This is a genomic window from Protofrankia sp. CiP1_Cm_nod1, assembly GCF_920888515.1.
Classification (GTDB): domain Bacteria; phylum Actinomycetota; class Actinomycetes; order Frankiales; family Frankiaceae; genus Protofrankia.
This window is the reverse complement of sequence record NZ_CAKKTM010000352.1, coordinates 1-5,430: the sequence shown is the minus strand read 5'-3', so window position 1 is coordinate 5,430 and position 5,430 is coordinate 1. Positions and strand designations below refer to the sequence as shown.

The window sequence follows — 5,430 nt, the reverse complement described above, 5'->3', positions numbered from 1 at the left end:
CCCCACTGCCGGGTGCCGTCGCGGCGTGCCCGGCACCCGCGGCCGGCGCCGGCGCCGGTGCCGGCAGGGAGGGCAGGACGCGGTGCAGCTCGCCGAGCATGGCGCTGCCGTCGGCGGGGCGCATGTCCAGGTCACGCGCGGTGGCGTGCAGCACCAGCGTGTCCAGCTCGGCCGGGATGCCCTCCGCGGCCGCCGACGGTGCGGGGACCTCGCCGTGCACCGACTGGTAGGCCACGGACATCGGGGTGCTGCCGGTGTGGGGCAGCACCCCGGTGAGCATCTCGTAGAGGACGACCCCGGCGGCGTAGACGTCGCTGCGGGGGCTGGCGGAGCCGTCACTGACCTGCTCGGGCGCCAGATAGCCGACAGTGCCCATGACAACACCCTGCGTCATAGCATGGGTTGCCTGGTCCAGCGGGCGGGCGAGCCCGAAGTCGGCGACCTTCACCTGGCCGTCGTGGCCGAGCAGGATGTTCTCCGGCTTGATGTCACGGTGGATGATCCCCGCGTTGTGGGCCGCCGCGAGCGCCTCGAGGACCGGCTCGATGATCTCGATGGCCTCGGTGGGGGCCAGCCGCCCGCGGCTGCCGATGAGCTGGCGCAGGGTCTGGCCCCGCACCAGCTCCATCACCAGATAGATCACCGGGCCGCTGGGCCCGTGATCACGGCCCTGGTCGAGGACGGAGACGACGCACGGGGTGTTCAGCCGGGCGGCGGCGGTGGCCTCCTGCTGGAAACGGCGGAGGTAGTCCTCGTCGTGCGCGAACGCGGGATGCATGACCTTCAGGGCGACCAGCCGGTCGAGCCGGTTGTCGTGGGCGACGTAGACCGTCGCCATACCGCCGACGGCGAGGCGCTCCTGCGCGGTATAGCGTCCGTCCAGCAGCCGTCCGATGACGGGGTCTGCGACGGTCGCGTCCACGGTCAACAGCTTAGAGCGCCCGTGGACGACGCCGGAATCCGGCACCGCGGCCGTACCGCGCCCAGCCCGTCCCGGGGCCCATACCCATCTCGGCCCGTCCCAGCCATCCCAGCCGTCCCAGCATGAGCGAGAAGGGCCGACAGTACGACATGCCGTAACAGGCATCGGTTACCCGTCCCGGCCTGGCACGCATTGTGGCTGTGGGTGCGGCGTTTGCGAACGGGCAGGCCGGTTGGTGGTTGTGACCGGGCGGGTACACCGCCGCGCCGATCCTCCCGTACCGAGCCTCCGGTACCGGTCCCCGAGCTGATCCTTTTTGTCGCCGGTGTTTCCTGACCGGACCCCCGTTGGTTTGCCGATGGGCTAATTCACTACAGTGCCTGCGTGCCCCGGATTCACCTGGTCTCTAACCTTCCCGGCGCCAGCGCACTCGGTGACCATCTCAGGGGTGCGGGGCTCGGGCCCACTTCCGCGCGGTCCGCGGACGCGCTGCTCGTCCTCATCGACCGGCCGCTGGACAACAGTGAGCAGGACGTGCTCGACCGCGCCCGCCAGTCCGTCCCGGTGCTGCTCGCCGGCCCCACCCTGCGGTCACTGCCGCCGGACAGCCCGCTGGTGGAGGCGTCCGGGCTGGTGCCGGGCCGGGTGACGCCGGTCCACGAACTGTGGCTGCTGCCGGGCCCGGACGGCGCGGAGTTCACCACCCGGCTCGGTGACTTCCGGCCGGTCGACCAGTGGGTCGTGCCCGACAAGCTCGCCGACGACGTGGAACAGCTGCTGTTGGTACGTCACGAGCTGACGGTGCATCCGGTGTGCACCTGGCGCCCGTCGACGGGCCTGGGCATGCTCACGCTCGGCTCGGGCGACCGGACGCTGGCCGATCCCGCCTACCACCGTCTGATCGGGCGCTGGCTGCGCCACGCCCTCGGCGTGCGGGACGCGCCGCCGGTACGGGTGGGGCTGCTCGGGACGGCCGAGTCCGCCGCCTTCCACCACATGGCCGTCGACGTCACCGAAGGCCTGGAGATGGCCGCGATCTGCGACGGCGCGTCGCGCCCGCCGGGACGCGGCGGGGAGCATGCCGTCCGCCGGATCGCCAATCCGGCCGACCTGGTGAGCGACTCCGAGACCGACCTGATGATCGTTGCCACTCCGACGCACACCCACACGGAGTGGGCGGTGCGGGCGCTCGAGGCCGGCAAGCACGTCGTGGTCGAGCACCCGTTCTGCCTGACCACCCGGGAAGTCGACGAGCTGACCGGTCTGGCCACCGAGCGCGGGCTCGTCCTGGCCGTCCATCCCGACCAGCGGGACGATCTTGGTTATCGTGCGTTGCAGAGCGCGGTCCGGGCGGGTGCGATCGGTGACGTGCTGTGGCTGGAGACGTTCCACGGCTCCTACACGCGTCCGCCCGGGACCTGGCACGACGATGCCCGGGTCAGCGGCGGGGCCGTCTACGACCGGGGCTTCGCCCCGCTGGACTGGATCCTCGACCTGCTCGCCGGGCCCGTCGAATGGGTGTCGGCGACCGCGCACAAGCGGGTATGGCACCACGTGAGCAACGCCGACCACACCCGCATCCTGCTGCACTTCGCCAGTGGTACCGAGGCCCAGATCACGATCTCCGATCTCGCCGCCGCCGCGCTGCCCAGGTTCCATGTGATCGGGACGGCCGGCTCGATCGTCAGCGAGGTCCCCGCCGAGCCGGTCGTCCCCGGCCCACGGCCCGGGCGGCACGCCGAGCGGATGTTCGCCACCCCCGCCGTCCACCTGAACCTGGTCGCCGCCGACGGCAGCCGGACCAGGCTGCCGCTGCCGCCGGCGCCGGTCACCTCGGTCTTCCACAACCAGCTCGCCGACCTGCTCGTCTCCGGCTGGCCCATGCAGTACACCGCGGAGGTGGCCCGGCGGGTGGTCGCCGTGATGGAGGCGGCCAGCCAGTCGGTGGCCGCTGGCGGAGAACCTGTCAGGCCGGTATGACCGTCACCCCCGGTATGACCAGCAGCCGTTTCCCGGTGTTTACTTTGACCGTGGAGTGGCTGACCCTGCCCGACGTCGCTGACCGGCTCGGGATGCCCATCACGCGTGTGCGTCAGATGGTGCGGGATCGCAAACTGCTCGCCGTGCGCTTCGAGGGCGTGCTGCGGGTTCCGGCCGAGTTCATCCAGGACGGCGCGGTGCTCAAGGGCCTGTCAGGCCTGCTGACCGTGCTCTCCGACGCCGGCTTCTCCGACGAGGAGTCGCTGGACTGGCTCTTCCGGGAGGACCCGACCCTGCCCGGCACCCCCGTGCGCGCACTGGCGGAGAACCGTGGCCGGGAGGTCAAACGCCGGGCCCAGGCCCTCGCCTTCTAACCTTCGCCTTCTAACCCTTGCCCGCTGGCCCTTGCCCGCTGGCCCTTGCCCGCTGGCCCTCGCCCGCTAACCCTTGCCCGCTGGCCCTTGCCCGCTGGTGTCGCGCCTTCGGGCATACGCCGCGTTCGTCACGCCCGCGCCGCCGTAGGGTCGAGGGCATGACACAGGACGTCGATGCTCCCCGGTCGCCATATGCGTCGTCGTACACGCGGTCGGCGGAGGCGGAGGCCCGCCTGGTCCGGCTGGCCGACGCCAGGCTGTACCTGTGTCTCGGGCCGCGGCCGGGGCTGGCCGCCTTCCTCGACGAGGTGGTCGCCGCCGGGGTGGACGTCGTCCAGCTGCGCGAGAAGGGCCTGGAGTGGCAGCCCGAAGCCGATGAGCTCGCCGTGGTGCGCCAGGTCGCACGGCCGCGGGGGGCGCTGGTCGCCGCCAACGACCGGGCCGACCTCGCCGCCTTCACCGGCGTCGACGTGCTGCACGTCGGCCAGCACGACATCCCGCCCCGGCTGGCCCGCCGGCTGCTCGGCCCGGACGTGCTGATCGGCCTGTCCACCCATGATCCCGACCAGCTCGCCGCGGCGATCGAGGATCCCGACGTGGACTACTTCTGCGTCGGCCCGGTGTGGGCGACACCCACGAAGCAGGGGCGTGCGCCGGTCGGGCTGGAGCTGCCGCGCCTGGCCGCCCGGCTCGCGCCCCCCTTCACCCCCGGCGCCAAGCCCTGGTTCGTCACCGGCGGGGTGGACGCGGCCACCCTGGACGACGTTCTCGGCACCGGCGCCCGGCGGGTCGTGGTCGTCCGGGGCATCACGCAGGACGCCGAGCCGGGGCCGGCCGCCGCGGCCCTGGCCGCCCGGCTGCGCGCGGCCTGAAGCCGCTCGCCCGGACGTGTGGGCGGGTGCCGGAGCACGGCCTCACGGCCCGTCCGGCCGGCCGTGCCCGGCCATCCGTGCCCAGGCGGCCTGTCCCGTCGGCCGGGGCCGGGCGGCTGGGGCCGGGCGTATGACCGGACGGTCCGGTCGCGTAGCATGCTTGTTTGTCAGCGGTGACGGTCGGTTGGGACGGTCGGCGATGACCAGCGCCGAGATGCGCGAAGTAACCGTGGATTCGGATCCGCTGCATGCGACAAACCGTAGATACGCTGGTTATGGTGCATGCATGGCGACTTTGCGGATCTCAGACGCAGCCGGTCTGTTGGGCGTCAGCGACGACACCGTCCGAAGGTGGGCCGACGCCGGCCGGCTGCCGCTGGTACGGGACAGCAGCGGCCGGCAGGCCGTCGAAGGTGCCGCGCTGGCCCAGTTCAGCAAGGAGCTCGCGGCCTCGAGCGACCGGCCGCCGGCCGCGGACGCGGCGGTGGTGGGGGAGTCGGCCCGTAACCGTTTCCCCGGCATCGTGACCCGGGTGGTACGCGACGGCGTGATGGCCCAGGTCGAGATCCAGGCCGGTCCGCACCGGATCGTGTCCCTGATGAGCCGCGAGTCCGCTGACGAGCTCGGCCTCGAACCGGGCGTGGTGGCCGTGGCCTCGGTGAAGTCGACGAATGTGGTGATGGAGCTGCCGGCGCAGCGCCGCTGACGCCACGCGGTACCGGTGGCCGGCCGGTTCCCTCCGGCCCGCCCGGCCTGTCTGCTCCTGCCGGGGCTTCCGGCCCTCCGCCGCTCCGAGGCGCCGGTCCTCCGGGGCTCTCGGGGTCTCCGGCGTTTCCGGGGCCCTGCCGGACGTGTCAGTCCTGCCGGGCGTGTCAGCTTGCGGGGACGGATATGCGGGGACGGATGAAAGCGCGATCGAAGAACCCGGCCGGGGCACCCGCCGCCGTCAGGCCGCCCTGCGCCGGTGGGTCCGGTGCCGGCGTGCCCGGCGGTGCCGGTGGGTCCGGTGGGTCCGGTGGGTCCGGTGGGTCCGGTGGGTCCGGTACCGCCGGGGCGTTCCACGACGGGGCCGGGTGCCCCGCCGCGACGTGAGCCGGATCTCCTCGGTCGCCGGCCGCCTGCGCCGGCCCCGCTCTCGCGTCCCTGCCCCGTCCGTTGCCCCGTCCGTTGCCCCGGCGACCGGCCCGGCGACCGGCCCGGCGACCGGCCCGGCGACCGGCCCGGCGACCGGCCCGGCGACCGGCCCGGTCCGGCATCACGGCCAGGCCAGGACGGGCCGGCC

Annotated in this window: 5 protein-coding genes and 1 pseudogene; 5 read left to right on the top strand and 1 reads right to left on the bottom strand. The window is 73.2% G+C overall.

From position 1 onward, the window contains the following. A partial coding sequence (locus NBX02_RS15740) for a protein kinase domain-containing protein (protein WP_250284326.1) occupies positions 1 to 922 on the bottom strand: 922 nt, incomplete at its 3' end. Between the two features lie 384 nt (positions 923 to 1,306). On the opposite strand from NBX02_RS15740, the gene NBX02_RS15735 reads away from it, so the two are divergent. The 5 genes and pseudogenes from NBX02_RS15735 to NBX02_RS15715 form a co-directional block, all read left to right on the top strand. Beyond that, positions 1,307 to 2,902, top strand: coding sequence for a Gfo/Idh/MocA family protein (locus NBX02_RS15735; protein ID WP_250291972.1), 1,596 nt, complete (start codon positions 1,307 to 1,309; stop codon positions 2,900 to 2,902). A gap of 14 nt (positions 2,903 to 2,916) precedes the next feature. Next, positions 2,917 to 3,276 carry an Rv2175c family DNA-binding protein gene (locus NBX02_RS15730; RefSeq protein ID WP_445548466.1) on the top strand — a complete coding sequence of 120 codons (360 nt, stop codon included), beginning with the start codon at positions 2,917 to 2,919 and terminating at the stop codon, positions 3,274 to 3,276. A gap of 158 nt (positions 3,277 to 3,434) precedes the next feature. After that, positions 3,435 to 4,148, top strand: a complete 714-nt coding sequence (gene thiE / locus NBX02_RS15725) for a thiamine phosphate synthase (RefSeq protein ID WP_250291970.1) — start codon at positions 3,435 to 3,437, stop codon at positions 4,146 to 4,148. A gap of 286 nt (positions 4,149 to 4,434) precedes the next feature. Continuing rightward, positions 4,435 to 4,854 (top strand): TOBE domain-containing protein, encoded by a 420-nt coding sequence (locus NBX02_RS15720; RefSeq protein ID WP_250284310.1) that lies wholly within the window; start codon positions 4,435 to 4,437, stop codon positions 4,852 to 4,854. A gap of 367 nt (positions 4,855 to 5,221) precedes the next feature. Further along, positions 5,222 to 5,430, top strand: a pseudogene (locus NBX02_RS15715) (hypothetical protein); the annotation flags it as partial.

Excerpts from the sequence above, each read along its gene's own strand:
- NBX02_RS15720 (WP_250284310.1), top strand. The coding sequence starts at position 4,435 with ATGGCGACTTTGCGGATCTCAGACGCAGCCGGTCTGTTGGGCGTCAGC.
- NBX02_RS15730 (WP_445548466.1), top strand. The coding sequence starts at position 2,917 with ATGACCAGCAGCCGTTTCCCGGTGTTTACTTTGACCGTGGAGTGGCTG.
- thiE (WP_250291970.1), top strand. The coding sequence starts at position 3,435 with ATGACACAGGACGTCGATGCTCCCCGGTCGCCATATGCGTCGTCGTAC.